The sequence below is a fragment of the Pararhizobium sp. PWRC1-1 genome (assembly GCF_049897905.1).
Taxonomy (GTDB): domain Bacteria; phylum Pseudomonadota; class Alphaproteobacteria; order Rhizobiales; family Rhizobiaceae; genus Pararhizobium.
In genome coordinates, this window is record NZ_JAFCXE010000002.1 from 109,756 (window position 1) to 135,704 (window position 25,949).

Genomic DNA, 25,949 nt, shown 5'->3' on the forward strand with positions numbered 1-25,949 from the left:
CGTACAACGCTCCGCGTTACTCCTTCGACCACTCCGGCGTCCGCTTGCCGAGAACCGCGTCGATCCCCTCCTTGGCATCCGACTTCAGCATATTGTCCACCATCACCCCTGTGGCAAAATCATAGGCCTCGGTGATGCTCATCTCGGCCTGCTGATAAAACGCCCGCTTGCCGATTCTGAGCGCCTGCGGCGACTTCGAGGCGATGACGGCGGCGTATTTGTTGACGACCTGCTGCAGATATTGTTTCGGCACGATGCGGTTGACGAGGCCGAAGTCCTTGGCGGTGGAGGCGTCGATGGTTTCGCCAGTCAAAAGCATTTCCATCGCCTGCTTGGGGTGGGCAGCGCGGGATACCGCGACCATCGGCGTCGAGCAGAACAGGCCGATATTGACGCCGGGCGTGCAGAAGGTCGAACTATCGGTGCAGATCGCCAGATCGCAGCTTGCGACCAGCTGGCAACCGGCAGCCGTTGCCAGGCCGCCGATCTCGGCGATCACCGGCTGCGGCAGCTGGTTGATCTTCAGCATCAGATCGGCGCAGAGCCGCAGGGATTTTTCGAAAAATGCCTTGCCCGCGTCTTCATCGGTACGGTGCGCGGTCAGTTCTTTCAGATCGTGGCCAGCACTGAACAGCGAACCGGACGCCGCCAGAATGACAACCCGGATGTCTTCGGATTGAGCAACCGCGTCCAGTTCTGCGGTCAGCGCTTCCATCAGCGCAATCGACAGCACGTTGGCCGGAGGATTGTTGAGAGTCAGGCGCAGCACATTGCCGGAAACCTCGCGCAGCAGCGGCCCACGGGGTTCTTCCTTGTGCAGGGCGACGATATCCGCCATCTCTCTTCTCCTCTGTCTGATCTTTCGTCACGGCGTGCCGGGATCAGCGTTTGGTACGCTGCCCCAAGCAGCGTTTCAAGCTGCCGTGAAACCGATAGGACTTTTGTCCGGCTTGCTTGAGCCACATGCCGGGTTCGAAAACGCCTCAATTCTGGGAGTGAACCATGCCTTTGGAACCGATCCTCACCGTCGCCGATCTCAACCGCTTCCTCGAAACGGATTTTTCCGAGGTGCATACCGACGGCAAGATCTTCGAGGTGATCGCCACCGCCCCGGGCTCTGCGACGATGCGACTCGATCCGCAGGAAAAGCACCTTCGGCCCGGCGGCACCGTCTCCGGGCCAACGCTGTTCGCGCTCGCCGATGTCACCGCCTACATCACCCTTCTTGCCCATATCGGCCCGGTGGCGCTCGCCGTCACTACGAATCTCAACATCAATTTTCTCAGAAAACCCCGGCTCGGGCCGCTGCAATGCACCTGCCGAATCCTCAAACTCGGCAAACGGCTGGCCGTGCTCGATGCGGAGATTTCAGGGCTTGATGGCACTGAACTGGTCGCCCATGCCACCGCAACCTATTCGATTCCGCCGAGATAATTTGTGGTACCAAAATACCCCATACCTAACTTCATGTTTTATAACGATAATTTTTCTAACCGACAAAAACGGCGATCTTGACCGCATTTCATCCTTTGCGTATAAGCCGCACCAGATCGCGGTCCCTTGGGGCCGCTTTCATTTTTGGCTGGCTGAATGCCTGCCAAATTCAAGCAACAAGAAACGCCCGGCGGCAACGCATCGGGTTCAAACGAAAGAGTTTAACATGTCAACCTTCGTTCAGAAGCCTGCAGAGGTGGAGAAGAAGTGGATCCTCATCGACGCCGAAGGCCTCGTTGTTGGTCGCGTCGCTTCCATTATCGCCAACATCCTGCGCGGCAAGAATAAAGTCACCTACACGCCCCACGTTGACGATGGTGACAATGTCATCGTGATCAACGCTGAGAAGGCTGTCCTGACCGGCAAGAAGTACACCGACAAGAAGTACTACTGGCACACCGGTTACCCGGGCGGCATCAAGGAGCGCACCGCGCGCCAGATCATCGAAGGCCGCTTCCCGGAGCGCGTTCTCGAAAAGGCTGTCGAGCGCATGGTTCCCCGTGGCCCGCTTGGCCGTCGCCAGATGAAGAACCTGCGCGTATACGCCGGTACAAATCATCCGCATGAAGCACAGCAGCCGGTGACGCTCGACGTCGCAGCGCTGAACAGCAAGAACACAAGGAGCGCCTAATCGTGGCTGATCTCTCTTCTCTGAAAGACCTCGGCACGGCAACTGAAGCAACTGCTTCGGCTCCGGTTCATGTCCGCAAGGTCGACGCCCAGGGCCGCTCCTATGCGACCGGCAAGCGCAAGAACGCCGTTGCCCGCGTCTGGGTCAAGCCGGGCTCCGGCAAGATCACCGTCAACGGCAAGGAATTTGCGGCTTACTTCGCACGTCCGGTTCTGCAGATGATCCTGCGCCAGCCGATCTTCGCTGCTGCCCGTGACGGCCAGTTCGATATCGACGCAACGGTTGCAGGCGGCGGTCTTTCCGGCCAGGCCGGTGCCGTTCGTCACGGCATCTCGAAGGCCCTCACCTACTTCGAACCGGGCCTGCGCACGGTTCTGAAGAAGGGTGGCTTCCTGACCCGCGACAGCCGCGTCGTCGAGCGTAAGAAGTACGGTAAGGCCAAGGCCCGCCGTTCGTTCCAGTTCTCGAAGCGTTAATCGTTTCGAAAATTTCGATTTGGAAAAGGCGGGCTTTGTCCCGCCTTTTTCTTTGCCTTGCTTGCGCATGTCATTGCCCCAAAACCGCTGCGCACTTTTGGGCGATATGCGTTACAGCGGCAATTCCGTAGAAAACTTCAGTTCCCTGAGCACGAAGCTCGACACCACCGTGCGCACATGGGGATTGCGCATGAGGTAGCGCGTCATGAAGGCCTCGTAGCTTTCCACGTCGCTCATCCGGATTTTCAGCATGTAGTCGAAGGCGCCGGAAAGCGCATAACACTCCATGATCTCCGGCCGCTCCAGCACCACCGCCGCAAAAGAGGCCACCGCCTCCTCGTGATGATCCTCCAGCGTCACATGCGCAATGACGCAGAGTTTCAGATCAAGCTTTCCCGGATCGAGCAGCGTTACCCGCTTGCGGATGACGCCGTCGGATTCCAGCTCCTGGATCTTGCGCCATGCCGAGCTCTGCGACATGCCGGCCTTCTCGGCTAACTCCGCCAGAGACAGACTGCCATCGGCCTGGACGAGCTGCAGAAGCTTGCGATGGAAACTCCCAGATTCTTTCATAATTTTAGAAATCTCCGAAAAATTCTGCCAAGATTATGGAGATGTTCAGCACGAAAGAAAGAAAAATCCGCCGATCCCGGAGCATAATTGCAAGGAAGCACGCATCTAGGAGGACGCCATGACCAAGCAAAGCAGCTACACCGCCAAACTGCCAGGCCGGGACGGGATCTATCCCTACACAGCGGAGGAAGACGCTATCTGGGGCGAGCTCTACGAGCGGCAGATGAAGCTGCTCGCCAACATGGCCTGCCAGGAATATCTCGATGGGGTAAAGACCCTTGGGCTGAGGCGAGACAAGGTACCGCAGCTTGCCGATGTCGGCCGCCGCCTGCATGAGACGACAGGTTTCGGGGTCGAAGGCGTGCCCGCGCTCATTCCACCATCGCGCTTCTATGAACTGCTATCGCAGGGCAAGTTTCCGCTGGCCACCTTCCTGCGCCGCCGTGAGCATATCGACTACATCGAGGAGCCGGACCTGTTCCATGAGGTGTTCGGCCATTGCCCGCTGCTGACCAACCAGAGCTATGCCAATTTTGTGCGCCATTTTGGCACAGCTGCGATGCATCTCGGGAAGGGCTATTCCTGGCACCTGTTCCGCATATTCTGGTTCACCGTGGAATTCGGACTGATCAATACGCCGCAGGGACGCCGCTGCTTTGGCGCCGGCGTCGTCTCTTCGCCAAGCGAAGCGAAGGCCGCGATGGACGGCACTGCCTGCGAATTCCGGCCGTTCGACCTGATGAGCGTGCTGCGAACTCCCTACCGGATCGATATCGTCCAGCCGATCTACTATGTCATCGACAGCTTTGCCGATCTTGAAGCGATCGTCGCGCAGGATATCGGCAGCATGATCGACAAGGCAAAATCACTGGGTGATTTTACCCCGGCCTTCGAAGCAAAGGCATCCTGACGCACGCCGTCAGGATAGCCTCTTCGGCCACAGGGTGCCGAGCCACCGGTTCAGGACCTGGGTTGCGGGCCTTTCAAAGCATGAAAACTGCAAGGCAGAGACCAGCATAATGACGCCGAGAGCGATCATCGCCTCGAATGCCAGCAGCCCGTAACTGTCGGCGACGGCGCTTGCCATGACCTTCACGAACAGCTGGATGACATAGATGTGCAGGAGATAGGTCGAGAACGACCAATCGCCGAGACGCGCAAGCCATGGCAGACGCATGCTGAACAGCGGGATGGCGCCAAGAACGAAAAGTGCGGACGGCACCCCCCAGAGCATGAAACGGATTTCGTTGCTGTAAATGCCACTCAGGGCAACTGCGGCGAAGATAAGCGGGAGGCCGAGAAGCCAGAGAGGTTTGAACCATCTCTTGCGGTGGATTGATGCGCCATAATTCCAGATGAGAATTCCCAGAACAAATTCCAGGATGATCGGCTGCGTATAAAATTCGAAAATCTTGTCGCCGTCGATGAGAGCGCCCAAGGCAGCGCAGGTGCAAAGAATGAGCGCAGCGACGAGCAGCGTCCGATCGCCAGAGAGCCAGATCGAAAGCGCGACCACGCCATAGAAGAAGAATTCGTAATTCAATGTCCAGCCGATGATCAACGTCGGCAACGTCGTTCCGTTGACGAAATCAGGCAGAAAAAACAGCGAAAAAAGCAACCTGGTCCAGGACATGCCAGGGTTGTTGACGACCGAAGGATACAGCAGGCAGAGAAGACAGAAGACGAAGGTCATCAGCCAGTAGAGCGGTGCAATGCGAGCCAAACGGCGCAGCATGAATTCGAGCGGGGAGAAATGGGCCGTGCGGGCCGCGATCATCGCCATGATGTAACCGCTGATGACGAAAAAGATATCGACCCCGATTGCGCCGATCGCAAAACCGTTCGCCCAGCCCAATTGCGAACTCAGCGACGCGGACAGGTGATGGAAAACCACCAGCCATGCCGCAATCGCGCGGAGATACTGGATCGAATCGACAGTTCCCGCTTGTGCCGGTGAGACCACAACGCGCGGTGCAGATGCCGCACGGCGAAACGCTGCATAGGCAATGCCGGCCGTTGCAGGACGTTTCTCCGAAATCATAAGGGTTACCTTTTGCTGCGATCAGCCATGCATTTGGAATTTCTGTTTCAAATCGGGACAAACAGGTCGAAATCCTGTTCCCTGACCTTCTTTTAGCAAGGATCATGCCAGAAACTTAAATAATCATTCACCACGGACCAGCAGCAGTCCTATTCCCCCATTGCAGATCACCGGCTATCGTGCGCGCTGACATGTCAGCAGAACGAAAAGACGGGACCGTTCATGGCCAACAAGACGATAGACCACGCCATCACAGCCACATCTCTGAAGAGCGCCGCCACCGACCCGACCCATGCGGGTATCCTGTCCTTCATGCGGCGGAAATACACCAAGAGCCTGAAGGGCGTCGATGCTGCCGTCTGGGGCATCCCGTTCGACGCGGCGACATCCAATCGTCCCGGCGCCCGCTTCGGGCCACAGGCGATCCGCCGCGCCTCCGCCATCTTCGACAATGATCCGCAATATCCGTTCGACCGCGATCTATTCGAGGACATGGCCACGATCGACTATGGCGACTGCCTTCTCGACTATGGCAATCACAGCAAGACGCCGGCGACCATCGAGCGCGAAGCGGCCAAGATCCTGAAGAGCGGCGCGTTCCTCTTGACCCTTGGCGGCGACCACTTCGTCACCCTGCCGCTGCTACGCGCCAATGCCGCCGTTCACGGCCCCATCTCTCTCGTCCAGTTCGATGCACATCAGGATACCTGGGCCGACGAGAAGGGCCGCATCGACCATGGCTCCTTCGTCGGCCGTGCCGCGCGCGAGGGCCTGATCGATACGGCAAGCTCGATCCAGCTCGGCATCCGCACCCATGCGCCGGATGATTGCGGCATCCGTATTCTCTATGGCTACGACCTCGAGGAGATGAGCGCTGCCGAGATCGCCGATGTCATCCTGCATCATGTCGGCGACCGCCCGGCCTATCTCACCTTCGATATCGACTGCCTCGATCCGGCCTATGCGCCGGGCACAGGAACGCCGGTTGCGGGCGGCCCGTCCTCGGCGAAGATCCTGTCGGTGATCCGCAAGCTTGGCGCTCTCGTCATCAAGGGCGCAGATGTCGTCGAGGTGGCTCCAGCCTATGACCACGCCGATATCACCGCCATTGCGGGCTCCACCATCGCGATGTATATGCTCGGCCTTCATGCCGAACAGCTGGCGGAACGACGCGGATAGCAACCGAGCCCGCCCTGTTGTCAAACTGATTCAATTGCATGCCAAAGTGATTCCGCAAGACCCGGCAATCCATTGGCAGGACAGGATAAAACCATGAAACCGAAGATCTTCATCGATGGCGAACACGGCACCACGGGCCTGCAGATCCGAACGCGCATGGCTGGCCGCTTGGATGTGGAGCTGCTGTCCATTCCGGAAGCCGAACGCCGCAACGCCGCCATTCGCGAAGATCTCCTGAACAGCGCCGATGTCGCGATCCTCTGCCTTCCCGACGACGCCTCCAGGCAGGCGGTGTCGATGCTTGAAGGCAACAACAAGGTGCGCATCATCGACACCTCGACCGCCTATCGCATCGCGCCGGACTGGGCCTATGGCTTTGCCGAAATGGATGCGGCGCAGGCGGCGAAAATCCGCGATGCCCGCCTCGTCGCCAATCCCGGCTGCTATCCGACCGGCGCCATCGGCCTGATCCGCCCATTGCGCCAGGCCGGTATCCTGCCGCAACGCTATCCGATCACAGTCAATGCGGTCTCCGGCTATACCGGCGGCGGCAAGCAGATGATCGCGCAGATGGAAGACCCGGCCAATCCGGACCCTATCGATTCGCCGAATTTCCTCTACGGCCTGACGCTCAAGCACAAGCATGTGCCGGAAATGCAGATCCACGGCATGCTCGATCGCGCCCCGATCTTCTCGCCGTCAGTCGGCCGCTTCCCGCAGGGCATGATCGTCCAGGTGCCGCTGTTCCTTGATCAATTGAAAGATGGCACGACGCTCGAAACTATCCACGCAGCACTGGTTGCCCATTATGCCGGACAGTCGATCGTCGAGGTCTTGCCGCTTGATGTCAGCGCCAAGCTTTCGCGCGTCGATGCCGTCGAGCTTGCCGGCAAGGATACGATGAAGCTCTTCGTATTCGGCTCGCAAGGCGGCGAACAGGTCAATCTCGTTGCCCTGCTCGACAATCTCGGCAAGGGCGCATCGGGCGCTGCGGTCCAGAACATGGATCTCATGCTGTCGGCATAGACCAACATCACATCCGGAGCATCCACCACCCGGTCCGCACGCGCGGAAAGGCATTAGCTGACATGGGCGATACCGGCTTCTTCGCGACCGTTTTTGCAAGGGTCGCCACTGCGCTGCCGGAGCATGGCCTCTATGTCCTGCTTGTCTGCACCTTCATCGCCGGTCTTGCGCGCGGCTTTTCCGGGTTCGGTGCCGCTCTTATCCTGATCCCGATCGGCGGTTCCATCCTCGGCCCGAAGATCATGTCGCCGGTGCTTCTGGTCATCGACACGATCGCGGCAGCCGGTATGTTGCCGGCCGCCTGGCGCGCCGCCAACCGGCGCGAGGTGTTCACAATGGCATCCGGCGCCCTGATCGGCGTGCCGCTCGGCACGGCGGCCCTGGCGCTTGCCGATCCGCTCATCCTGCGCTGGTCGATCACCGTCGTCTCGGCTGTCCTGCTTGTCCTGTTGATTTCCGGCTGGCGCTATCACGGCCAGCCCCGAGCGCCGCTCACCGCCGGGGTCGGCGGCATTGCAGGCGTCTTCAGCGGCGCGGCGCAGCTCGGCGGCCCACCCGTTGTCGCCTACTGGCTGAGTGGCGCCAGCGACGTGCTCGTCATCCGCTCCAACATCATGCTGTATTTCGCGATTTCCTCAGTTCTGACCGCCATCAGCTATGTCGTCGGCGGCCTGTTCGTCGAACAGGTCTTTGCGCTGACACTGGTCATCCTGCCACTTTACGCCGGCGGGCTTTACGTCGGCTCGCGCCTGTTCGGCTTTGCCAAGCCATCGACATTCCGCATCATCTGCTACTTCCTGATCGGTTCGTCCGCCATTCTCGGCATGCCGGCCCTCGATGGACTTTTGCGCTGATCAGTCCCGGATTTCGATTTCCAGCGGTCGCGGATATTCGCCGATAAATGCGCGCCAATGGGCGACGGCGAAACCGAGCACGACCAGCGCACCGCCCTGATGCGCGACGCCCCAGCCAACCGGCACCTGCAGCAACAGCGTCATGATGCCGATGATCGCCTGGATCGTCACCAGCACGAACAGCAGAACCGAGCGCCGTGCATGCGTCGTTTCCGGCGCGTTGCGCAGCGAGGCGATCATGTGCATCAGAACGAAGGCGAACAGCACATAGGCGCCGATGCGGTGGACGAACTGCACGGTCTTCGGGTTTTCAAAGAGATTGAGCCAGGCGGGCTGCTGGATGAACAGGCCCGATGGTATGAGCGAGCCGTCCATCAGCGGCCAGGTGTTGTAGGAGAGGCCCGCGTCGAGACCAGCGACCAGCGCGCCCAGATAAATCTGGAACAGCGCCATGCAGGCGATGAGCGCTGCCATTTTCCTGGAGCTTTTCGTCGGCGCCGGATCATTGGCATGCGGCGCCAGTCCCCTGCCGATCCAGATACAGGAGACGAAGATCAGACAGGCAATAATCAGATGAGTAGCCAGCCGGTACTGGCTGACTTCCGTGCGATCGGCAAGACCGGACGATACCATCCACCAGCCGATAAAGCCCTGAAATCCACCCAGCGCCAGAATGCCGACCAGCGGCAACTTGAGGCGCGGCTCGATTTTTCCGCGAATCCAGAAGAAGGCGAGTGGCAGGGCGAAAATCAAACCGATCGAGCGGGCCAGCAACCGATGGGCCCATTCCCACCAGAAGATGGTCTTGAACCCTTCCACGGTCATGTCGCTGTTGATCTGCTCATATTGCGGGATCTGTTTGTAGAGCTCGAATTCCTCCTGCCATTCGGCAGCGGTGAGCGGCGGGATGACGCCGTGGATCGGCTTCCACTGGGTGATCGACAGGCCGGATTCCGTCAACCGCGTTGCACCGCCGACAAGGACCAGCCCGAACAGCACCAGCACGACAATACCGAGCCAGATCCTGATCTGAGTCCGATTGCGGCTGACCGTGTCGATCTCGCGCATCAGACGCTGTTGCGTTGCCAAATCCGTGCTTGCCATCGAGGCCTCCACTTATCGAAACACACAGGCATCGCCGGAAGACGGTGATTTGTCCGATGACCTGTGCATCAAAAGCGTTGATTTGCACCAGAGCAGCATGCAAAACAAGGCTTACCCCTTTGCGGCATGCCGTCGCGGCCAAGAACCCCGGCGAACCTGCCAACCGGAAAGACCTGAATGCCTGTACGCCTGAGAAAACTGATCGGCACTGTCCTGATCATCATCCTCGTCATCGTCTATGCGCTGGCGGCCACCACCTTTGCCTCGCTTCTCCTCGGCACGTCGCCGTGGTGGGTGCATCTGGCCTATTTCTTTTTCACCGGTCTGTTATGGATTCTGCCCGCCATGCTGATCATCAAGTGGATGGAAAAACCCGCCAAACCGCGTTGAGCCGAAAGACGATACCATGAAAATCGCAGTGATCGCCGATATCCACGGCAATGACCTCGCCCTTGAAGCCGTGCTTGCCGATATCGCAGCGCAGGGCATCAACGACATCGTCAATCTCGGCGATCACCTGAGCGGCCCGATGAATGCTGCTCGCACCGCCGATATCCTGATGGCGCGCAATTTCCCGTCGATCCGCGGCAATCACGATCGCTGGCTGGTCACTCTTCAACCGGCTGAGATGGGCACCTCTGACAGTATGGCACACGCCGAACTGCTACCGAACCATCTCGACTGGCTGCGTGCCCTGCCCGCGACGCTTGTCCACCGGGAGGAACTGTTTCTCTGCCATGCCACGCCGCAGGACGATCTCACCTACTGGCTGGAAGACCTGACGGCTGATGGCGTTGTGCACATATCCGCCCGCCAGCGGATAGAAGGTTTTGCAAACGGGATCGATTTTCCCGTCATCCTCTGCGGCCATACCCATATTCCGCGTGCTGTGCGGCTTGCCGACGGACGGTTACTCGTCAATCCCGGCAGCGTCGGCTGCCCCGGCTATGACGATGACGAACCGGTATTCCACAAGGTGGAAACCGGCTCGCCCGACGCATCCTATGCCATCCTTGAAAAGGCAAACGGCCGCTGGAACGTCACCTTCCGGCGCGTGTCCTACGATCACATGGCGATGTCGAACCTTGCACGCGAGCGCGGCCGCAACGAATGGCCAATGCGCTCGCCACGGGCTGGCTCGGCGATTAAACCGCCTTTTCGAGCGCTTCGATATCAGCGCCGGTGATCGCGGCAATGTGTCGAGTAACCGTGTCGACCGGCCAGTTCCACCAGGCAATTGCCTGAAGGCGCTCGACGATATCATCACCGAAACGCCGCTTCACCACTCTACCCGGGTTTCCGGCCACGACGCTGTAGGGCGGCACGTCCTTGGCGACCACGGCGTGAGCGCCGATAATGGCGCCGTCGCCGATTGTCACACCTGGCATGATCGTCGCCTTGGTCCCAATCCAGACATCGTTTCCAACCGTCGTGTCGCCACGATAGCCGCTTGCATAACCGGCCGGGTCGAAACCGTCGCGCCATGCGCCGGGAAAGATGCCGAACGGGTAGGTCGAAAAACCCTGCATGGCATGGTTGGCGCCGTTCATGATGAACGTCACGCCTTGCGCCAGCGCGCAGTAACGGCCGATCTCCAGCCGGTCACCGATGAAATCATAGTGGTAGAGGACGCATTTCGCCTCGAAATGCTCCGGCCCTTCAGGATCGTCGTAATAGCTGAAATCGCCGGCGCTGATCAGCGGCGAACGGATGATATTCTTGAGAAAGCCGATTTGCGGGAATGCGGCGACGGGCGTTACGGCACCGGAATCCGGCACGTCTTGATGTTCAGGCATGGGAATGCTCCACCTTTATGTCCAACGGTCGTGGTGACATAGAGCGATCTGGAAACGCGCGGGAATTGCAACGAATTGTCCAAACCTTGTTCAGTGGCGCATCGGTCTCTCCATCAAGTCGCCTCGGAATAGCAAAAATCGTACGGCAGTTCCAGCCTGCCCGGAGCACCAGGAGATGAATCGGTCTTATCCATTCAGTAACCGCTTTCGATAAAATCCACGGAAGGTTGTGCCCGGCCCGATCAATTTAAACGAAAATAAGCGCATGCTTGCATTAAATATGCACACCAACCCGTTCCCGGAACAGCAAGCGATCATGACCGACGTGGACTTCAACATCATGCCCGTCAGCGAGGCTTCCCGCCACGTCCGGCATGACCGTGAGGACGCCACCCACCAAATGGTAGGCGCCCGGGGTCTGAAGCTGAGTGTGCATGTCAGCCTTGAGGCTCTGGAAGCCGACTGGCGGGCGCTGGAGGCATCGTCCGCTACATCGCTGCATCAGGGCTTCGACTTGTGCCTGGCTTGGGCGGCGGCCCACAGCAACCAGCTCCTGCTGGTGCGCGGCAGCATAGCCCGGAAAACAGTGTTCATCCTGCCGCTCGAGTTGGTACGCGGCCCACTGTTTCGCACCGCGCGGTTCATCGGCTCACCGCACAGCAATATCAATACCGGGCTGTTTGCCGCTGATCTCGATCCGCTGAACTGCGAGCAGATGGCGCAGGCGCTGATCACAGATCTGTCGGTCAAACTCTCGCGTGTCGCCGATATCGTCATGCTGGAAAAGATACCGTTCGACTGGCGCGGCATGCGCCACCCTCTCGGCTCCCTGCCGGCAGTGCAGAATCAGAATGCATCCTTCCAGCTGCCGCTGCTTGGCAATTTCGAAGCCACGCTTGCCCAGCTGAACGCGAAACGGCGGCGCAAGAAGTTTCGCGTGTCGGAAAAGCGGCTGGAATCACTCGGCGGCTACGACCATATCATCGCCACGACACGCGAGGACCGGCGGGCACTTCTCGACCTGTTCTTCGAACAGAAGGCCATCCGCTTCAAGGCGCTCGGCCTGCCCAATGTTTTCCAGGACAGCGAGACACGCGCCTTCTTTCATGCCGTGGCAGCTATCGACCCCACACCGGACGGCCAGCCGCTCGAGCTCAATGCGATCCGTTTGCGCGGAGCCGAAGAGGGCCGCATCGTTGCCATTGCCGGGCTGTCGCGCAAGGGCGATCACGTCATCTGCCAGTTCGGATCGATCGATGAGAGCCTCGCTGCCGACGCCAGCCCGGGCGAACTGCTGTTCTACCTGATGATCAAGAAATACAACGACGAAGGCTTCCGGCTGTTCGATTTCGGCATCGGCGACCAGGGCTACAAGCGGTCTTGGTGCACCGTCGAGACCGTCCTTTACGATATCATGCTACCCCTGACGCGGCGCGGCCGCCTGGCGGCATCGGTTCACAGAGCTACCGTGCGCCTGAAAGCCACGATCAAGAAAAACAGGAAGACCTATGCTTTCGTGCAGCGCCTGCGTCAAAGCCGGCAGGCGCCGGCCGTAGGCAATGGCGCGGAAACCGAGGGCGACTGAGACAGACGCCGCTTTCAGGCCGCGCGGCGGCCGGAGTTGCCCGTTTGCGGGTAGCCCGTTCCCGTCATCAGCACGATTTCACCATATCCGGCATCGCCAAAATCGGTGATCAGCTCGATGATCTCTTCGTTGCCGAGCGCCGGTGCCGAAATGATGATCTTGGTATCCTTCGAACGCGTCACCTTACCGATCACGCCGGCATCGGCCGGACCACACTCGACCAGCACCGTGTCATAAGCATTCGACAGCGCATCAATGATCATCTGCAAGCGTTCGATACCGCGCGAGGTAAAGGCAGGATCGGCATCTCCTTGGGGAATGATATGCGCGTCCGACAGGCGATCGGCGTGGATCGTTTCGGTAAAGGGCACTTCGCCGGCGAGAAGATTGGTGATGCCGGCCAGATCGCCGGACTGGGCCATCAGGTGCGTCGGGCAGGCCGAACCGGTCAGGTCGATCAGGACGATCTTGCGCCCCTCCTCCGCAATCAGCCGCGCCAGCGCCACCGCATTCACCGAGCCCTCGTCGCCCGCAGGCGATACGGATACGGCAACGCGGATATCCTCGTCGCACACATGACCGGCGACCGATTCGATCGAGAAATCGTCTTCGTCCGGTTCGGCCTCATCAACCGGCGGGACCTCAGGCAAAGCCGGTTGGGGGGAGATGCCAGAGGTAGCAGCCCCCGGCACTGGCCGCGATGAGGTTTGCCGAAGGGCAGGTGCTTTCAAGTCTTCGTCCTCGAAATATCCGTCTTCCGTGCGCCCGACCGGCCGCAAGGCCCGCCCGCTGAACAATTCCGAAAGCATGATGACAACGCAGCTGACAAGAAAGGCTGCCAGAGCTGCGACGATTGTAATCGGCAGAACCTTGGGGAAGCTCACTTCGGTCGGCTCTACCGCCTGGGAGATGATCCGGGCATCCGCCGGCGCGGCATTCTCGCCGCTGCGCGAGGTCGCTTCGCGGTAGCGCGCCAGGTAGGTTTCGAGCAATTGCCGCTGAGCCGTGGCTTCACGCTCCAGCGCCCGCAGGCCAACCTCGTCCTCGCCGGCCTTTGCCGATGCAGCCTTCAGCGTGTTGAGCTGGGCGACGAGCTGACGCTCGCGCAGCTGCGCAACATTCGCTTCATTTTCCAGGCTTCCGAGAATCTTCTTTGTTTCGCTGACGATCTGCGCGCGGATGCCTTGCAGCTGCGATTTCAGGCCCTTCAAGCGCGGGTGTCCGTCGAGAAGCGTCGTCGAGAGATCAGAGATCTGACCCTGGATATTGGATTCCGTTTCCTTGAGGCGCTGAATCATCGGCGAGGCAACGACGTCATTCAGCGTATCGACTGCCTTGCCGCTTGCAAGTGCCATGCGGACGTTTTCAGCCCGCGCTTCGGCATTGGCGCGCTCACCGCGGATGCGGGCAAGTTCGGTGGAGATGTTGTTCAGCTGGGTGCTGGCAAACGTGTTGCCGGTTTCTCCGGTCAGCAGAAGATCGGACGATGCCCGGTATTCCGCAACCTTGGCCTCGGCATCGCGAACCTTTTCGCGCAGGTTGGCAATTTCCGGCTCCAGCCAGCGGCTGGCCTCCGAATTGGAATCAAGCTTGGCGCCGCTTTGCAGCGACAGGAAGACCTTGGCCATCGCATTTGGGATGGCGGCAGCCAGCTGCGGGTTCTCCGAGGTGAACTGCACGGCGACGACCCGCGACTTTTCGACCTGATAGACCTGCAGCTTCTTCTGGAATTCCTTGAGGACACGCTCTTCCGGCGGCAGGTCGAGGGGGTTTTTCTTGATCCCGAGCATCACCAGCACATCGGAGATCGCCGACGGATTGGCCGTCGGGTCAAATTCCGGCAATTCATAGAGCTTCATATCGCGCGCGACCTGTTTGATCAGATCGACCGAGCGCAAGAGCTGCACCTGACTTGAGATACCGGATTCGTCGAATTGGCTGTCGGCGGTCTGCGGTTGCGCCTGGTTGACGCCGCTAAATTCGGCCTGACGCGATTCGATCAAAAGCCGGGCCTCGCCCTGATATTCAGGCGACATCAGATTGGCGGCGGCAAAGGCCACCCCCGCAAAGACAACGGTTGCCAGCAGTACCCTGCCCCGCCGCCGCCAGATGGCGCGGAACAGCCCGCCGAGATCGATATCTACATCCTGATGACCATCGTTGACGCTGGACATGCGTTTTACCTCGAACCTGCACAACTCGCGGCCACAGTAAACAAACATGGTAACGCAAGGGTTAATAAGTCTTCGCGTACAAAACCGTTATCCAAGATTGCAGACAATATATATGCGTCCCATTGCGCGAATTGCGCTGCCTCTTTACCGGCTATTAACCCTAACGGATTGATAACATCGGGCCATGACATGGTTTCTGGAGCGCGAGAGCCCGATGACGTCCGCACGATTGAAAACAGGCCCCGCCATAGCCATCGTTTCGCTGTGCCTGGCGATGTCCGGATGCACCAGCTATCAGCCGGCGCCCAAGGCCTTCCACGAAGCCACCATCCAGCCCTACCGGGTGGACAGCGGCGACAGGCTGCGCATCAGCGTTTTCGAGCAGGCAGGCCTCACAGGCAGCTACACCGTCGATCAGGCAGGCTATGTCGCCTTCCCCCTGATCGGCGCCGTGCCGTCGCGTGGCCATACCCTGCCCGAGATGGAAAAGATGATCGCCGGCAAGCTGCGCGAAGGTTATCTGCGCGATCCCGACGTGACGATCGAAGTCGATCGCTATCGCTCTGTCTTCATCATGGGTGAAGTTGGCCAAGCCGGGCAATATTCCTACGTACCGGGCATGACGGTCCAGAACGCCATTGCGGTCGCCGGTGGTTATTCGCCCCGCGCCAACCAGGCGAATGTCGATGTCACCCGCAAGATCAATGGCCGCATCCTGACCGGCCGGGTTTCTATCTCCGACCCGATCATGGCCGGCGACACCATCTATGTGCGCGAGCGGCTGTTCTAACAGTCATGAATGATCCCCGTCCGCTGCGCATCATTCATTTCTTCCGGTCGCCCATTGGTGGGATTTTCCGCCATGTGCGCGATCTGGCCGAAGCGCATGCCAGGCAGGGGCATGAAATCGGTATCGTCTGCGACAGCACGACAGGCGGCACCTACGAGGATGCGCTGTTCGACGAGATAAGGCCGTTCCTGTCGTTGGGTCTTGTCCGCCTGCCGATCCGGCGGTCGATCGGCCCGGCTGATCTGGCGGCACTGTGGAGCAGCTACAAGGAAATCAGAAGTTTGCGGCCGGATATCCTGCACGGGCATGGCGCCAAGGGCGGCGCTCTGGCCCGGATCATCGGCTCAGCCTTGCGGGTGAACAAGTATTGCGTTGCCCGCCTTTATTCGCCGCATGGCGGTAGCCTCCACTATAGCAAGGCGACCCTTTCGGGGAAGGCAGTCTTCTTTCTCGAACGCCTGCAGGAGTATTTGACGGATGCGATCGTTTTCGTCTGCGACTTCGAACGCAGGACCTACGAAGCCAAGGTCGGTAAGCCCCATGTCCGCAGCGAACTGATCTACAACGGCATCGACGATCGCGACTTCGAAACCGTCTATGCGCGGCCGGATGCCGTGGATTTCCTCTATATCGGCATGTTGCGCGATCTCAAGGGTCCTGATCTGTTCATCGATGCCTTCGCACGAACCGAACGCAATATCGGCAAGCCCCTGTCGGCGATGATGATCGGAGACGGGCCGCAGAAAGCCGAATACGAGCAGATGATGTTGGAACGGGGTCTTGGCCGCCGTATCGAAATGCTGCCCGCCATGAAGGCGCGCGATGCCTTTGCCTTTACCCGCAATGTCGTCGTGCCTTCGCGCGCCGAATCCATGCCCTACATTGTCCTCGAAGCCCTGGCGGCGCGAAAGCCGGTGATATCAGCAAGGGTTGGCGGCATCCCCGAGGTGCTTGGACCTGAAAGCGCTGCACTCGCCACGCCGGACGATGCCCAGGCGCTTGCCGATGTCATGACGGCAGCGATGACAGAGAAGAACTGGGCGAACGAGGTGATGCCCGACGCGGACGCGTTCAAGGCAGCATTCTCGACATCGACCATGGCCGGCAGCATCATGCGGCTCTATCGCCAGCTTGTACCGGAATCTATCGCGCCACCCGAGATTGTAGCTCGCCGCTCGTAAGCGTTTCTTAGGGGCTTTCTGCTATCCCGAAGGCACACAACGGCCCGGGCGGATATCATGAACAAGATCGATAAACCGGAAGCTTTCGATACAGACGCGCTGCGTAAGAAGATTTCCGATATCCGCGCCACCGAGCCTGGCGAAAAGCGCGCAGACGAACCCGCGCGTGAACTCAATCCGCTTGCACGCCGCATCGCATCTCAATTCCGCACCGATACCTATTCGCCAAACATGATCATCGGGCTGATACGGTTGCTTGAATTCAGCGCGCTGTTTGCCATTGGCTATGCGATTCATATGCTCTATGTCGCGCCGAGGCTGGACGAGTTGCTTGGCTACTGCGCCCTCATCGCCGGCGTTTCCGTTTTGACAGTCGTGTTCCTGCAGCTGTGCGACGGATATCAGGTTCCTACGCTCAGATCCCCGGCCCGGGTCGTGCCGCGGCTGATCGGCTGCTGGACGCTCGCGTTCGCCACCATGACGATGGTGCTCTTTCTGCTGAAGACCGGAGGCACGTTCTCACGCTTCTCCTTCGGCATCTGGTATGTGCTCGGAGCGGTTTTTCTCATTGCAGAACGTGCCTTCATCGCCTTTTCGATCCGCCGCTGGGCGCGCAATGGCATCATGGAACGCCGCGCGGTCATCGTTGGTGGCGGCCAGCCCGCCAAGGATCTGATCCGTTCGCTCGAACAGCAGACCGACAACGATATCCGCATCTGCGGCATCTTCGACGATCGTGACGAACGCCGCTCGCCCGGCATCATCGCCGGCTATCCCAAACTGGGGACGGTTGCTGAACTGGTCGATTTCGCCCGCCTTACCCGCATCGATATCCTGATCATCGCGCTGCCGCTTTCGGCGGAGCAACGCATCCTTGAACTCCTCAAGAAGCTTTGGATCCTGCCTGCGGACATCCGCCTTGCGGCTCATGCCAACAACCTGAGATTCCGCCCGCGCAGCTATTCGCATGTCGGCCAGGTGCCGATGCTCGATATCTTCGACAAGCCGATTGCGGACTGGGATTCGGTCGCCAAGCGCATCTTCGACGTCTTCTTCAGCCTCGTGGCGCTCGCCGTTCTCTGGCCGGTCCTTATCGGTGCTGCGATTGCCGTGAAGCTCAGCTCACCTGGCCCGATCATCTTCAAGCAGAAGCGTCATGGCTTCAACAACGAGACGATCGACGTCTACAAATTCCGCTCGATGTACACCAACATGAGCGACCCCACCGCCCGCAACGCAGTCACCAAGGGCGATCCGCGCGTCACCCGCATCGGCCGTTTCCTGCGCAAATCGTCCATCGACGAACTGCCCCAGCTCTTCAACGTGCTCAAGGGCGAGCTGTCGCTGGTCGGCCCACGTCCGCACGCCGTTCTTGCCCAGACCGCGGAACGGACCTATTCCGACGTTGTCGAAGGCTATTTCGCCCGCCACCGCGTCAAGCCGGGCGTCACCGGCTGGGCGCAGATCAACGGCTGGCGCGGCGAGGTTGATCATGACGACAAGATCAAGTTCCGCACGGCTTTCGACCTCTATTACATCGAAAACTGGTCGTTGTGGCTGGATCTGAAAATCCTGTTCCTGACACCGATCCGGCTCTTCAACACGGAAAATGCCTATTGAGCGCACCAGCCGCCACTTCAGCCCCGGGTTTTCGCCCACAACTCGCCGCCGTGGCAATCTTCGGCTCGGCGATGGTGACGTTCGGCGTTTTCCTGTCAGGCTTCGTCATCGCGGAACCTGCACCGTACGAAGTCTTCATGGCTGCGATGATCGGTGTCTGGTTCATTTTCGGCCTGAAAATATCGCGGTCCGTCGCGCCGCTTCTGGCGCTGGTTATCCTGTTCATGACCGGGGGCATCCTGTCGCTGACGGTCATGAGCGATCTTGCCACCGCGCCGATGTATATGGCGGTGTCCGGCTTTCTCTGCCTTACCTCGGTCTTTTACGCGGCCATCATTGAAGCCCGCCACGAACGTCTGAAGCTGATCTTCGATGCGTGGGTGGCCGCAGGCGTCATCACGTCGCTGCTCGGTATTCTCGGCTATTTCGGCGCCATCCCGGGAGCGGCGAATTTCACACTCTACGACCGTGCCAAGGGTGCCTTCCAAGACCCCAACGTTTTCGGTCCGTTCCTGGTCGCCCCTTCCCTCTACCTGATGTACCGGCTCTTGAGCGACCGGATCGCTACCGCGCCGATAAAGGCCGTAGCCATCCTGATCATGGCGCTCGGGCTCTTCCTCTCCTTCTCGCGTGCCGCCTGGGCGCTTTATCTGTTCTGTGCCTGCGCCCTTGTTTTCGTCATGCTGCTGAAGGAACGCACCGGTGCCTTCCGGCTGAAAATCCTCGTTCTGACACTCAGCGGCGCATTGCTGATGGTGGTGGCGCTCGTGGTCGCCCTGCAGATCCCGCAGGTCTCCAATCTCTTTTCAAGCCGTATCCAGCTTGTCCAGGACTATGACGGCGGTCATCTTGGCCGTTTCGACCGCCACAAGATCGGCTTCCTGATGTCGATGGAAACACCGCTCGGCATCGGCCCGATGGTATTCAGCAAGATCTTCCCCGAAGACGAGCACAATATCTGGCTGAAATCCCTGACCTCCTACGGCTGGCTTGGCTTTGTCTCCTATGTCACCCTGATTATATTGACAGTGACCATGGGCTTCCGCCTCCTGTTGCTCGACCGGCCATGGCAACCCTATCTGATGATCGCCTGGATCGTTTTGATCGGCCATGCCGCGATCGGCAATGTCATAGACACCGACCACTGGCGGCATTTCTTCCTGTTGCTCGGGATCGTCTGGGGCTGCGGCGCCCTGGAATACCGCCATCGCCGGACCGCCTCCAGCGCGCAGGCACGCCGCGTTTACCCCGCGCCAACCCGGCGTTAACATCAACCCTGTACACAAGGGGACGGACCGGCTCCATATCGTGACCGGCGGCGGACAGTCAGTATATGAATATCGATCCTTCTATCGCTGAAACCGGAAGCGGCTTGCGTATCCTCCAGGTTCTGGAACCAAGCGGCGGCGGATCGGGCCGCCACTTTCTCGACCTCTGCCTTGGCTTGAAGGAGCGCGGTCACCACGTCGAAGCGGTCTATTCGCCGCTTCGAGCGGAAGAAGCCTTTATCCGTGAACTGAAATCGCTCGGCCTGCCTGCCATCCACGCCGTCGCCATGAAGCGCTCACCCGGCCTGTCGGACATTGCCGCCTTTCGCGCGCTGCGCCAAATCATCGACGGCCCCCTGCCCTTTGACATAGTCCACGGCCACAGCTCGAAGGCCGGCGCCCTCACCCGCCTTCGCCTGCCGGGGCGCCACGCGCCACGTGTCTACACGCCGCATGCCTTTCGCACCATGGATCCGACACTGGGCAAGGCCGGACGGTTGATCTTCGGCAGCATCGAGACCATTCTCGCCAAGCTGTTCACCGATCACCTGATCTGTGTCTCCGCCGACGAATATGCCCATGCCCGGTCGCTGGGTGTGCCCGCGCGAAAACTCTCGGTCATTATCAACGGCGTCGCACCGCCGCCGCCCGACATGGCCAAGACCGTACGCGCTAGTTTCGGCATTTCCGCAGAAGCGTTCGTCTTCGGCTTCGTCGGTCGGCTCTCGCATCAGAAGGCGCCGGAACGGCTGATCGAGGCCTTCAGCAACGCAGCCTCGCGGCTTCCGGATGCACATCTGATCATGGTTGGCTCCGGTGAACGGGAAGCGGACGTCCGGGCGGCCATCGCCGAAAGCGGCCTGCAGAAACGCATCCGCCTGACATCGGCTTTTACCGGCCCGCAGGCGGTTCCGGCCTTCGACGTGCTGGTGATGGCCAGCCGCTACGAGGCGATGTCCTATGTCATGCTGGAAGCGGCGGCATCCGGAAAGCCGATCGTCTCCACCGATGTCGGCGGTGCGTCAACGGCGATCGACAAGGACAAAAGCGGCCTGATCGTGGCCAATGACGGCGACAGTATCAAACTCGCCAATGCCATGGTCGAAAGCGCCAGGCCCGAGCGGCATCTCCAGATGATCGCTGCCGCCCGCGACCGCATGTCGGATTTTTCGATGCGGCAGATGATCGACAAGACCGAGGCAGTCTACCGCGGACTTGTCTCCCGGCCATAACCCGCAGACCGCCGAGGGAGCATCTGATACCGCGGCTTTACCCCTGTGCGCACCAGCCATTCTTGCCATCGCCCGTGCGGCGGGCTAGCCCCTCGGAGACCAGCATGTCACCGATCGAGCGCCCCTGCCCGACCGTCACGCGGGCACCGGGGCCGGAGGCTGCGGCCAGTTGCACGCCGCCGGTATTCAAAATTTCCCACAGGCGCTTTTTCGCCAGCGAGCCGAGCTTGCGTTCATTGTCGCATTTGGCCTGCTTGATCCTTGGTGCCTGGATCTCGGCGATCTGGATCTTGCGCCGCCCATACCAGAATGTACCGCCGTCGACGACGCAGTTTTCCAGCGTTTCCGTGCAAAAATAAAAGGTTCCGGGCTTGCGGCCTGTGGGCTGCAGATTGGCAGTATCTACTGCGGCCTGCTCGACGGGGCGAATCGTGGGCATGGCCAGAGCGGGCCTTGCAGCCGGTTGGGTTTTCTCGACGCGCCTTTCCGGAACGGCGGCCTGTTTCTCCGCCGGACGTGTCTTGGCAATCGACGCGGTATAGAAAGGTGCCGCCATCGGCATGATTGCCGCGCGATGCTCATAGGCAATAACGGCGCTGACCGAGAGGATACCGGCAAGATACCACGGCCACATGCCACCCTGAGCTTTCTTGCGCACGGTACGCCGCTTCTGGCCTTTTCGCGCCGCTGTCTTTGCCATCACCTTGATCCCCGATTTGCAGGGGCATTATCGGTGCAAGGGATTGCCGAAAACTTTAAGCATCAGGAAAATTCACCACTGGCGCCGTATTTGTGGCAATCTCGTAGCGCGGGGAAACCTCCCCGCTTTTTCCGCCGATTTATCGCCTTTTCCAAAAACAGGGCTTGCGCGCCAACTCCCGATTATATACGGCTCTTTTCGGTTCGGAGCGTAGCGCAGCCCGGTAGCGCACTTGACTGGGGGTCAAGGGGTCGTGGGTTCGAATCCCGCCGCTCCGACCATTTTCTCCTTGATATCCCTGTCTAACCATCTGTTGCAGTTTTCTTTTCTACCGGAAGAAAACGGAAGAAACAGGCGACAAGTAACCGGGCCGGGAAACACCGAAACCCGAATTAATCCCGGCCAACTGAGCGCCTTGTTCCCGCGATGTTCGCAAACAGCGATTCGCGAATGATCCTTACCATCTTGGGAATCTCGGCCTCCTTGGGTGCATCCCCCGAGACGCCTGAATCAGTATGGAAACGGATGGCATGGTTGACGTGCCATAAGATCAGAGATCTGAAATATAGGTCTGCAGTGGTAGCGCAAGATTGTCCTGGCTTCCTTCATCGGCAGAAGAACAACTCATGATCGACCTTTTTTAAAGCCGCCCAAGACTACCGGCATACAAAAGAAAAATAGCGCGGTTGCAAATAATGACATCTCGCTTGCTTAAGCACCTGCGTAGAATGACTAAATTAGGATAAATGCACGCCAGCCTCACGTAAGGATGATCGCACACACCATCGGTTGTATTTTATTCACTTTTTGGGGTCTTCAATGAGTCTTTACGGAATGATGAGAACCGGTGGTTCCGGCATGAATGCTCAGGCAAACCGCCTGGGCACGGTCGCCGAAAACATCGCCAACGCCAACACCACCGGTTACAAACGGGCGTCGACTGAGTTCTCCTCGCTGATCCTGCCGACCAGCAATGGCTCGTACAATTCCGGCGGTGTCGAAACCAACGTGCGCTACAGCATTTCGGAACAGGGTCCGACGACCTACACCACGTCCGGCACCGACATGGCCATCAACGGCGGTGGTTTCTTTATCGTCGAGGGTGCCAATGGTTCCAACTTTCTCACCCGTGCCGGCGCCTTCACGCAGAACGGCGATGGAGATCTGGTAAATTCCGCCGGCTACACGCTGATGGGTTACGAGTACAAGGCAGGCGTCGATCCGACGGTGGTCGTCAATGGTTTCGACGGCCTGACCAAGGTCAACCTCGCCTCAGATGGGCTGGTTGCCAAGGGTTCGACCAAGGGCTCAATGGGCGCGACGCTGAACTCCGGTGACGCCGTCGGTGCGGAATCAAAGACATCGCTCAAAGTTTTTGACAGCCAGGGAAACGCACTTCTCGTGAATTTCGTTTATACGAAAACGGCGGCCAATAAATGGTCTCTGGACGTCCAGCACAACGGTGCGTCCTTAATGAACCAGCCCGCAATGCCGTCCAAGAATGCTGCCGTTTCCGGCAACCTGGATCCGGCGGCGGCCGTTGGCGATACATTCACGACCAGCTCGAACATCTACGACAATACAGGCTTGCTGCGGACTCTGGATACCGTCTACACAATGACCGCAGCGGGATGGGAATACACCGTCAGCCACGCAGGTACACCTTTGTTTTCAGATCAGTTTCACGCTAACGAGTTCGACGGAGCGGGCGATTATATCGATCCAGACCCTGAGGAAGTGCCTGAACTGACCTTAGGCACCGGAACGACCATTGGGCCGATCATGACGACTCCCACCGGATTGACGTCTAAACCCGGCCCATCAACGATCGCGCTGACTTTCGACGGTAGTCCAGCAGCGATCGGCACACCAGTAACAGTTTCATTCGATGCCAAAGGCCAGTTGATTGGCCCCCAATCGGTGACAACCGGCGCGCTTGCGCTCGGGGGCTCGGTACTTGGCTCGCTCAAAGTTGATATTACCAAAACCCAACAGCTTGGCCGTGCGTTCACTCCGGACGGCGGTACTATTGATGGTAGCGCCCCGAGCAAGGTGGCCGGCTATCAGATCGACAAGGAAGGTATCGTTTACGTCAAGTACGAAAACGGCACGCTCGACCCGCGCTACAGGGTGGCATTGGCCACCGTCCAGAGCCCGGACAATCTCATTCCGCAGTCTGGCAACGTCTATTCGCAGGGCGTGGATTCGGGCGTCATCATCACCGGTTTTGCGGGCTCCGGCGACTTCGGCAGCATTCAGTCCGGCGCGCTTGAAGGCTCCAACGTTGATATCGCCAACGAACTGACGGCGATGATCGAATCCCAGCGTAGCTACACGGCGAACTCGAAAGTCTTCCAGACAGGCGCCGATCTTCTGGACGTTCTTGTGAACCTGAAGCGATAGACCTATTGCCCCATTCACATGGCTCAACAACCTGCGACGAGCCGGGCTTTTCTTCCCCGCCCGCACGGGACGATGTCCCGTGCGGGCGAAACCAGGTCATTTCAATGTCTTGGTCAATCTTCCCAGTCATCTCAAACCGCCGCTCATTGCCGCGGTTGAGCTTGAATGCATCCATTCAATGCACTGAAACGTCAGTCTCCGGTTCTTCCAGGAAAGACTCGATGCCGTCGCGCTCGACGGTCGCCAAAAACTCCTCGAAGGCTTCCTTGTCCGTGGCAAAGGGTTCTTCCCAGACGGTCAGGCCTTCGTCCTGATCGATCACTTCCATCGTCCAGCCATCCGTGCTGCCTTCCGTACGGAAGATATCGACGAGTACGGTGATGTCGTCTTCGGTGAATTCGCCGGAAAAATCGGAATGTTCGAGCTTCTGCTTCTTCGTCATGGTCATCATGCCTGTTTCGTATGGGTGACTGTGGCGGTGAGCCGGCCTCTGGAGCGTTCGCGCGTAGCGCTGTTCTCAAGCCGCTTGGCCGCCTCCTTGATTTCGAGCGGCGCAAAAAGAGCACGGTATTCCGGCCGTGTCATCGCTGCTTCCATCGAAAATTCGGTTTTCTTCGCCTCGACCAGGCGTTCCAGGCCGGTGGTGCCAGGCTTGAACACAAGCTCTCTGGCAGCGTCGACGCCACCCTTCAGGATCACGAGGCGGCGGAACAGAACCGGCCGAAAGCCGATCCGCGCACAATGATCGTAGAGCGCCAGCATCTCACCGTGAAATTTTGCCTGAATGGTCTTGCTCATCTCGTTCTCTTCTCAATCGCACGGCAGACTCCGGAGATGCCGGCCACTCGCGCCAAGAGCCTGTTTACCCGACCGGCGCGACGATCAAAAGACCGCCATCGGCGCCAATCGCGCGGAGCCTTCAGTCCTGAACCGCAATCTCCGCTTCGACAGCCGCCGCCAGAAACGCCTTTCGCGCGTCTTCGGCCGGGCGTTTGCCTTCGACGACCTCAGCGCAGATTTCGAGCGCCCGGTCCAGAGCCGGTGCATCCTCCAGCGGCCAGTCCTCGATCATCGCCCAGGAGGCCTCGGTGGTGTTGGAGATCGTCACGTATTTGTCCGGCCCTTCCAGGGCGAGCGTCACGCTTTTCGTCCAGGACTTTTCCATTGTCTCGCCTTGCTCAGAATTCAGTCGGGGTTCCTACCATGAACGGCAGGGCGGCACGAGGGGAAAGCGCTAGCCGCGATCGGCCGTTGCAGTACCGCGATCTCAGCGCACCTGATCGAGCAGCCGCTTGCATTCGAGGAGATCGTAGAGCGCTTCCTGCAGCAGTGCCCTGTCCTCCTTCCCGACCGATGTCTTGCCGATCGAGATTTCCGGCGTTTCGTCATTGCCGCCGACGAAGGAGAAGAACCGGCGGCTGGCCGGTGCCTTGGCGCGGCCGACGATCTGGTCCTCCTCAGGATTGCCGAGCTTCGGCTGGGCCGGCTCCTCGATATTGGCGGCAGCCAGCGCCTCGACGGTTGCCAGGTCGCCGCTGGCAATCGCCGCGACGAACTTGTTGCCGTTCATCTTCAAAAGCTTCTGCACGCCCTTGATCGTATAGCCGTGATCGTAGAGCAGATGGCGGATGCCCTTGAGCAGATCGACGTCTTCCGGCCGGTAATACCGCCGGCCGCCGCCACGCTTCATCGGCTTGATCTGCAGGAAGCGCGTCTCCCAGAATCTCAGCACATGCTGTGGCAGGTCGAGATCGTCGGCCACTTCACTGATAGTGCGAAATGCATCCGGGCTCTTGTCCATGTCTTCCCCCATTCCGCATCG

26 protein-coding genes, 1 tRNA gene and 1 pseudogene are annotated in these 25,949 nt (G+C 59.5%); 17 read left to right on the forward strand and 11 right to left on the reverse strand.

Annotated elements, in window-relative coordinates; translation table 11 throughout:
• Positions 1 to 16: 16 nt before the first annotated feature.
• Positions 17 to 838 carry an enoyl-CoA hydratase gene (locus ACP7E0_RS04115; RefSeq protein WP_426123158.1) on the reverse strand — a complete coding sequence of 274 codons (822 nt, stop codon included), beginning with the start codon at positions 836 to 838 and terminating at the stop codon, positions 17 to 19.
• A gap of 164 nt (positions 839 to 1,002) precedes the next feature.
• Between ACP7E0_RS04115 and ACP7E0_RS04120 the strand changes: the two genes are divergently transcribed.
• The 3 genes from ACP7E0_RS04120 to rpsI all read left to right on the forward strand — a co-directional run bounded on the left by ACP7E0_RS04120 (position 1,003) and on the right by rpsI (position 2,601).
• Positions 1,003 to 1,434 carry a PaaI family thioesterase gene (locus tag ACP7E0_RS04120; protein WP_426123159.1) on the forward strand — a complete coding sequence of 144 codons (432 nt, stop codon included), beginning with the start codon at positions 1,003 to 1,005 and terminating at the stop codon, positions 1,432 to 1,434.
• 226 nt (positions 1,435 to 1,660) lie between these two features.
• Positions 1,661 to 2,125, forward strand: a complete 465-nt coding sequence (gene rplM, locus ACP7E0_RS04125) for a 50S ribosomal protein L13 (RefSeq protein WP_060641245.1) — start codon at positions 1,661 to 1,663, stop codon at positions 2,123 to 2,125.
• Positions 2,126 to 2,127: 2 nt separating this feature from the next.
• The gene (gene rpsI / locus ACP7E0_RS04130) at positions 2,128 to 2,601 is read left to right on the forward strand and encodes a 30S ribosomal protein S9 (RefSeq protein ID WP_060641246.1); all 474 of its coding nucleotides are present in this window, start codon (positions 2,128 to 2,130) and stop codon (positions 2,599 to 2,601) included.
• A gap of 111 nt (positions 2,602 to 2,712) precedes the next feature.
• On the opposite strand, the gene ACP7E0_RS04135 is transcribed toward rpsI, so the two are convergent.
• Entirely contained in the window at positions 2,713 to 3,174 is a 462-nt protein-coding gene (locus tag ACP7E0_RS04135; protein WP_426123161.1) for an Lrp/AsnC family transcriptional regulator, read from the reverse strand.
• 118 nt (positions 3,175 to 3,292) lie between these two features.
• Here ACP7E0_RS04135 and ACP7E0_RS04140 point away from each other — a divergent pair, with 118 nt between their 5' ends.
• Positions 3,293 to 4,084: a phenylalanine 4-monooxygenase gene (locus ACP7E0_RS04140; RefSeq protein ID WP_426123162.1), complete on the forward strand. Its 792-nt coding sequence runs from the start codon at positions 3,293 to 3,295 to the stop codon at positions 4,082 to 4,084.
• Positions 4,085 to 4,093: 9 nt separating this feature from the next.
• On the opposite strand, the gene ACP7E0_RS04145 is transcribed toward ACP7E0_RS04140, so the two are convergent.
• Complete coding sequence (locus ACP7E0_RS04145; RefSeq protein ID WP_426123163.1) at positions 4,094 to 5,215, reverse strand: acyltransferase family protein; 1,122 nt, start codon at positions 5,213 to 5,215, stop codon at positions 4,094 to 4,096.
• A gap of 222 nt (positions 5,216 to 5,437) precedes the next feature.
• On the opposite strand from ACP7E0_RS04145, the gene speB reads away from it, so the two are divergent.
• The 3 genes from speB to ACP7E0_RS04160 all read left to right on the forward strand — a co-directional run bounded on the left by speB (position 5,438) and on the right by ACP7E0_RS04160 (position 8,274).
• A complete protein-coding gene (speB, locus tag ACP7E0_RS04150; protein ID WP_426123164.1) occupies positions 5,438 to 6,394 on the forward strand; it encodes an agmatinase in 957 nt (318 codons plus the stop codon).
• A 93-nt stretch (positions 6,395 to 6,487) separates the two neighbouring features.
• Positions 6,488 to 7,420 carry an N-acetyl-gamma-glutamyl-phosphate reductase gene (gene argC, locus ACP7E0_RS04155; RefSeq protein ID WP_426123165.1) on the forward strand — a complete coding sequence of 311 codons (933 nt, stop codon included), beginning with the start codon at positions 6,488 to 6,490 and terminating at the stop codon, positions 7,418 to 7,420.
• Between the two features lie 62 nt (positions 7,421 to 7,482).
• Positions 7,483 to 8,274: a TSUP family transporter gene (locus tag ACP7E0_RS04160; protein ID WP_426123166.1), complete on the forward strand. Its 792-nt coding sequence runs from the start codon at positions 7,483 to 7,485 to the stop codon at positions 8,272 to 8,274.
• Here the strand turns inward: ACP7E0_RS04160 and ACP7E0_RS04165 are convergent, their stop codons facing one another.
• Positions 8,275 to 9,378, reverse strand: coding sequence for a COX15/CtaA family protein (locus tag ACP7E0_RS04165; protein WP_426123168.1), 1,104 nt, complete (start codon positions 9,376 to 9,378; stop codon positions 8,275 to 8,277).
• A 177-nt stretch (positions 9,379 to 9,555) separates the two neighbouring features.
• Between ACP7E0_RS04165 and ACP7E0_RS04170 the strand changes: the two genes are divergently transcribed.
• Positions 9,556 to 9,768, forward strand: coding sequence for a DUF2842 domain-containing protein (locus ACP7E0_RS04170; RefSeq protein ID WP_060641252.1), 213 nt, complete (start codon positions 9,556 to 9,558; stop codon positions 9,766 to 9,768).
• Between the two features lie 16 nt (positions 9,769 to 9,784).
• A pseudogene (locus ACP7E0_RS04175) lies at positions 9,785 to 10,527 on the forward strand (metallophosphoesterase family protein).
• On the opposite strand, the gene ACP7E0_RS04180 reads toward ACP7E0_RS04175, so the two are convergent.
• Positions 10,524 to 11,174 carry a CatB-related O-acetyltransferase gene (locus ACP7E0_RS04180; RefSeq protein ID WP_426123170.1) on the reverse strand — a complete coding sequence of 217 codons (651 nt, stop codon included), beginning with the start codon at positions 11,172 to 11,174 and terminating at the stop codon, positions 10,524 to 10,526. The pseudogene ACP7E0_RS04175 and the gene ACP7E0_RS04180 sit on opposite strands and share 4 nt — an antisense overlap.
• A 313-nt stretch (positions 11,175 to 11,487) precedes the next feature.
• On the opposite strand from ACP7E0_RS04180, the gene ACP7E0_RS04185 reads away from it, so the two are divergent.
• On the forward strand, positions 11,488 to 12,759 hold the full coding sequence (locus ACP7E0_RS04185; protein WP_426123601.1) for a GNAT family N-acetyltransferase: 1,272 nt from the start codon (positions 11,488 to 11,490) through the stop codon (positions 12,757 to 12,759).
• A 14-nt stretch (positions 12,760 to 12,773) separates the two neighbouring features.
• Here ACP7E0_RS04185 and ACP7E0_RS04190 read toward each other — a convergent pair whose 3' ends face one another.
• Positions 12,774 to 14,933, reverse strand: a complete 2,160-nt coding sequence (locus ACP7E0_RS04190; RefSeq protein WP_426123172.1) for a GumC family protein — start codon at positions 14,931 to 14,933, stop codon at positions 12,774 to 12,776.
• Between the two features lie 274 nt (positions 14,934 to 15,207).
• On the opposite strand from ACP7E0_RS04190, the gene ACP7E0_RS04195 reads away from it, so the two are divergent.
• The 5 genes from ACP7E0_RS04195 to ACP7E0_RS04215 all read left to right on the forward strand — a co-directional run bounded on the left by ACP7E0_RS04195 (position 15,208) and on the right by ACP7E0_RS04215 (position 21,024).
• Entirely contained in the window at positions 15,208 to 15,723 is a 516-nt protein-coding gene (locus ACP7E0_RS04195) for a polysaccharide biosynthesis/export family protein (RefSeq protein ID WP_426123602.1), read from the forward strand.
• Between the two features lie 5 nt (positions 15,724 to 15,728).
• Positions 15,729 to 16,904, forward strand: a complete 1,176-nt coding sequence (locus ACP7E0_RS04200; protein ID WP_426123174.1) for a glycosyltransferase family 4 protein — start codon at positions 15,729 to 15,731, stop codon at positions 16,902 to 16,904.
• 57 nt (positions 16,905 to 16,961) lie between these two features.
• Positions 16,962 to 18,524 (forward strand): undecaprenyl-phosphate glucose phosphotransferase, encoded by a 1,563-nt coding sequence (locus ACP7E0_RS04205; protein WP_426123175.1) that lies wholly within the window; start codon positions 16,962 to 16,964, stop codon positions 18,522 to 18,524.
• Positions 18,521 to 19,792, forward strand: coding sequence for an O-antigen ligase family protein (locus ACP7E0_RS04210; protein WP_426123176.1), 1,272 nt, complete (start codon positions 18,521 to 18,523; stop codon positions 19,790 to 19,792). The genes ACP7E0_RS04205 and ACP7E0_RS04210 overlap by 4 nt, the downstream gene beginning before the upstream one ends.
• 65 nt (positions 19,793 to 19,857) lie before the next feature.
• Positions 19,858 to 21,024 (forward strand): glycosyltransferase, encoded by a 1,167-nt coding sequence (locus ACP7E0_RS04215; RefSeq protein WP_426123177.1) that lies wholly within the window; start codon positions 19,858 to 19,860, stop codon positions 21,022 to 21,024.
• A gap of 37 nt (positions 21,025 to 21,061) precedes the next feature.
• Here ACP7E0_RS04215 and ACP7E0_RS04220 read toward each other — a convergent pair whose 3' ends face one another.
• Positions 21,062 to 21,724: a hypothetical protein gene (locus ACP7E0_RS04220; protein ID WP_426123178.1), complete on the reverse strand. Its 663-nt coding sequence runs from the start codon at positions 21,722 to 21,724 to the stop codon at positions 21,062 to 21,064.
• Positions 21,725 to 21,928: 204 nt separating this feature from the next.
• Here ACP7E0_RS04220 and ACP7E0_RS04225 point away from each other — a divergent pair.
• A tRNA-Pro gene (locus ACP7E0_RS04225) sits at positions 21,929 to 22,005 on the forward strand.
• Between the two features lie 538 nt (positions 22,006 to 22,543).
• Positions 22,544 to 24,127, forward strand: coding sequence for a flagellar hook protein FlgE (locus tag ACP7E0_RS04230; protein ID WP_426123179.1), 1,584 nt, complete (start codon positions 22,544 to 22,546; stop codon positions 24,125 to 24,127).
• 175 nt (positions 24,128 to 24,302) lie between these two features.
• Here the strand turns inward: ACP7E0_RS04230 and ACP7E0_RS04235 are convergent, their stop codons facing one another.
• From ACP7E0_RS04235 to ACP7E0_RS04250, 4 genes are all read right to left on the reverse strand, one after another.
• Positions 24,303 to 24,569 carry a hypothetical protein gene (locus ACP7E0_RS04235; RefSeq protein WP_426123603.1) on the reverse strand — a complete coding sequence of 89 codons (267 nt, stop codon included), beginning with the start codon at positions 24,567 to 24,569 and terminating at the stop codon, positions 24,303 to 24,305.
• 5 nt (positions 24,570 to 24,574) lie between these two features.
• Positions 24,575 to 24,925, reverse strand: a complete 351-nt coding sequence (locus ACP7E0_RS04240; RefSeq protein WP_426123180.1) for a hypothetical protein — start codon at positions 24,923 to 24,925, stop codon at positions 24,575 to 24,577.
• Between the two features lie 121 nt (positions 24,926 to 25,046).
• Entirely contained in the window at positions 25,047 to 25,292 is a 246-nt protein-coding gene (locus tag ACP7E0_RS04245) for a DUF982 domain-containing protein (protein ID WP_426123181.1), read from the reverse strand.
• 102 nt (positions 25,293 to 25,394) lie between these two features.
• A complete protein-coding gene (locus ACP7E0_RS04250) occupies positions 25,395 to 25,928 on the reverse strand; it encodes a MerR family transcriptional regulator (RefSeq protein WP_426123182.1) in 534 nt (177 codons plus the stop codon).
• Positions 25,929 to 25,949: the final 21 nt, after the last annotated feature.